This is a genomic window from Nitrosopumilus sp. b1, assembly GCF_014078545.1.
Lineage (GTDB): Archaea > Thermoproteota > Nitrososphaeria > Nitrososphaerales > Nitrosopumilaceae > PXYB01.
On record NZ_MU078762.1, the window covers coordinates 1 to 401 of the forward strand.

The window sequence follows — 401 nt, forward strand, 5'->3', positions numbered from 1 at the left end:
GGGACATGTTCTGGAATAGCAATTAATAATTTGATTCCAGCTTCTAGTGCTTCTTTTCCTGCAGCTAAAAAGAATTTTGCTGGAACAAAAACAATTGAAACTTTTGCCCCTGTTGCATCAACTGCTTCTTTGACTGTATTGTAAATTGGAACTCCTTCAAATTTTTCTCCTCCTTTTCCTGGCGTTACTCCTGCTGCAACATTTGTGCCATACTCTATCATTAATTTTGTATGTTGTGAACCAAACTTTCCAGTTATTCCTTGAACGATAATTGGTTTTTTCTTATAATCCGAATCTGTTTCTTTTCCTTTAAGTAATTCAAATATGTCGGTCATTTCTTTACTCCCATAACTGCTGCATTGATTGCTTCTTCTACTGTATCGTATAATTCTGTTCTAGAA

The 401-nt window shown here is 34.9% G+C and carries 1 pseudogene; it reads right to left on the bottom strand.

Going from position 1 to position 401, the window contains the following annotated elements:
- Window positions 1-335 (bottom strand): annotated as a pseudogene (locus tag C6988_RS10465) (succinate--CoA ligase subunit alpha); the annotation flags it as partial.
- Window positions 336-401: the final 66 nt, after the last annotated feature.